The sequence below is a fragment of the Streptomyces sp. NPDC057474 genome, assembly GCF_042802555.1.
In the GTDB taxonomy this organism is placed as follows: domain Bacteria; phylum Actinomycetota; class Actinomycetes; order Streptomycetales; family Streptomycetaceae; genus Streptomyces.
Window position 1 is genome coordinate 1 of the sequence record NZ_JBHVDX010000440.1, and the last position, 3,283, is coordinate 3,283.

Sequence of the window (3,283 nt, forward strand, 5' to 3'; positions counted from 1 at the left end):
GCGAGTACCAACGCCGTGGCGCCGCCCGCCACCAGCGGCACGGAGGCGCCGCTCTCGTCGGTCGTGGAGGCGACGGGGCTGCCGGGGTCGGCCGCCTGCGCGTCGCCGGCGTCGTCGCTGTCGCCGCCGGTGGACGGCGCTTTCGTGGATTCCGTCGGCGCCGCCGTGGCGGGCTCGGACGTCTCGGCCGCCGGCTTCTCGGCCGCCGGCTCCTCGCTCCCGGCGGGCGTCTTCTCCGAACTCCCGTTTCCCGCCCCCGAATTGGCCTGCTTCGCCTTGGGGAACACCACGTCCGAGCACGAGTAGTACGTGTCGACCGTGCTCGTGTTCTGCCAGATCGTGTACAGCACCTGGTGCCCGGCCCGGTCCGCGGGCAGCTTCGCCGAGAACTGGTACGAGCCGTTCCGCAGCGGCGGGTCGGTGATCGAGGCGAACGGCTTCTCGGGCAGATCGGACCACGTCAGCGGCTTCGTGGGGTCGTACCCCGGTTTGGTCAGGAACAGCTTGAAGGTCCCGGTGTGCGGGATCGTCGACCGGTACGTCAGGTTCAGCGTGGTGCCGGGGGAGAGACGGGTCGAGGGCCAGTCGGCGCGGGCCAGGTCGAGCCCCTTGTAGGGCGCGAGCCCTCCGCTGCACAGCTGCCCGTCCGGGACGACCTCCCGGTCCCGCCCGTTCACCCCGGCGATCCGCATGTTGTCCCACGCGGTGAAGGGCGCGCCGTTCGCGGCGATCGCCGCCCTGCACGCCGCCGACCCCTGACTGCCGCCCTCGGGTGAGCACGCCGAGACCCTGCTCACCGGATCCGTCGGCGCACCGTGCGCCGAGGCCGGGGTCACGGCCCCCGCGGTGAGGAGCAGCGGGGCGACGACGGTGGCGGCGGCGGTCGTGACCACGGTGCGGCGGCCGGTGGTGCCGCGGCCGGGCGTACGGCAGCCGTTGGTGCGGCGGGCGGACAAGCGGTACATCCGGTACGTCCGATCCATGGGGGTCGAGGTCTTGCGGTCCACCGTGTCGTACGGGACCCGGGGGTGCCGCGTTCAACTCCGCGACCCTGTTCGACCGTTCGGATCCGGCCATGCGTCGTGCGGCGGCAGAGCCTCGGCAAACCCGGCGAAGTGGCACATCCGGGCCCGACTTCCGGGCGGCATAGGGGAGTTCTCCGGGGGTCGAGGGTTTTCCCCGTATCCCCATGACCTGGGCTTTGCCTAATGTCATCGCACAGCCGAACCACAGGTAACCCCTGGTGGCACAGCTCGCGCCTGGCCGGCCTTCGCGCCAACCCTTTCTGGACCCCCCGCCGCTTCGATGACGAAGCGCTTCACTGCCGCTCCTCCCCTGACATGAGCAGGCCACGAAAGGCGAAGCCCTTGCGTACCTCCCCCTCCCGTACCGCCGGACGGAAGCTCATATCCGTCGCCGCGGTCTCCGTCGCCCTGGTGGCGGGCATGACCTCCTCGGTCGCCTTCGCCCAGGCCCCGTCCGCCAAGGCCGACGCCGCGCCCGCCGTCGCCGGTGCCACCGAGGCCGCGCCCGGTACCACCGCCGAGCGCCTGATCGTCGGGTACAAGTCCGGCGCCGCCGAGGCCACGTCGAACAAGGCCGCCGACGCCGACGCCGCGGCCAAGGGCAAGGAGGCCGGCGAGAGCCTCGACTTCCAGCGCCGGCTCGGCAGCGGCGCGGCCCTCGTCGACCTGGGTGAGGACCTCACCAAGACGGACGTCGCCGACGTCGTCGCCGAGTACCAGGCCGACCCGCAGGTCGCCTATGTCGTCCCGGACCGCCTGAACAAGGCGCTGGCCACCCCGAACGACACCGAGTACACCAAGCAGTGGGACCTCTACGAGTCCACCGCGGGCATGAACCTGCCGGGCGCCTGGGACAAGGTCACCGGCACCGGGGTGACGGTCGCCGTCATCGACACCGGTTACGTCGCCCACTCCGACCTCGCCGCGAACATCGTCGGCGGTTACGACTTCATCGCCGACACCGCCGTCTCCAACGACGGCAACGGCCGTGACAGCAACCCGGCCGACCCGGGCGACTGGACCGCGGACGGCGAGTGTGCCACCGACTGGGAGGCCACCACCTCCTCCTGGCACGGCACGCACGTCGCGGGCACCATCGCGGCAGTCACCAACAACAGCAAGGGCGTCGCCGGTATCGCCTACGGCGCCAAGGTCTCCCCGCTGCGGGTGCTCGGCAAGTGCGGCGGCTACGACTCCGACATCATCGACGCGATCACCTGGGCGTCCGGCGGCACCGTCTCCGGTGTGCCCGCCAACACCAACATCGCCAAGGTCATCAACATGAGCCTCGGTGGCGGCGGCGCCTGCACCACCGCCACCCAGAGCGCGATCAACGCCGCCGTGAACCGCGGCACCACGGTCGTCGTCGCGGCGGGCAACAGCAACGCCAACGCGTCCAACTACTCGCCGGCGAGCTGCGGCAACGTGATCTCGGTGGCGGCCACCAACCGTGCCGGCGCCCGCTCGTACTACTCGAACTTCGGCTCGGTCGTCGACATCGCGGCCCCCGGCGGCGAGACCCGCACGACCACGTCCGGCGGCATCCTGTCCACGCTGAACACCGGCACCGCCGGCCCGTCCGGCGAGACGTACGACTACTACCAGGGCACCAGCATGGCCGCCCCGCACATCGCGGGCCTCGCCGCGCTGCTGAAGTCGGCGAGCTCCGCGCTGACGCCGGCCCAGATCGAGTCCGCGATCAAGACCAACTCGCGTGCTCTGCCTGGTGCTTGCTCGGGCGGCTGTGGCGCGGGCCTCGCCGACGCGGCCAAGACGGTGCAGGCGGTGACCGGGGGCTCCGGCGGGGGCTCCACGGGGGGCACCACCTTCACCAACGCCACGGCCGTCTCCATCCCGGACAACGCAGCGGCGATCGAGTCCTCGATCTCCGTCACCGGCCGCACCGGCAACGCGCCCTCGACCCTGCAGGTCGGCGTGGACATCACCCACACCTACCGCGGTGACCTGGTCCTGACCCTGGTGGCCCCCGACGGCTCGCCCTACCCTCTCAAGGCCTCCAGCTCGGACTCCGCCGACAACCTGGTCACCACCTACTCGGTGAACGCGTCCAGCGAGGTCGCCAACGGCACCTGGAAGCTGCGCGTCCAGGACGTCGCGGCCTCGGACACCGGCCGCCTCAACAGCTGGAAGCTGACCTTCTGAGCCCCGGTCCAGGGGCCGGGCCCCGGCTGACCGGCCGGGCCGACTGACCGCCACCCCCCACTGCCGGCGGCCGACCGATGCGAGCGGGCATCGGC

At 71.9% G+C, this 3,283-nt stretch carries 2 protein-coding genes; one reads left to right on the forward strand and one right to left on the reverse strand.

Annotation, left to right across the window (positions count from 1 at the left end):
- Positions 1-965: lytic polysaccharide monooxygenase (locus ACFU53_RS47395; protein ID WP_384006688.1), on the reverse strand; the 965-nt coding region annotated here is incomplete at its 3' end.
- A 402-nt stretch (positions 966-1,367) separates the two neighbouring features.
- Between ACFU53_RS47395 and ACFU53_RS47400 the strand changes: the two genes are divergently transcribed.
- Entirely contained in the window at positions 1,368-3,188 is a 1,821-nt protein-coding gene (locus ACFU53_RS47400; protein ID WP_384006685.1) for a S8 family serine peptidase, read from the forward strand.
- The last annotated feature ends 95 nt before the right edge of the window (positions 3,189-3,283 follow it).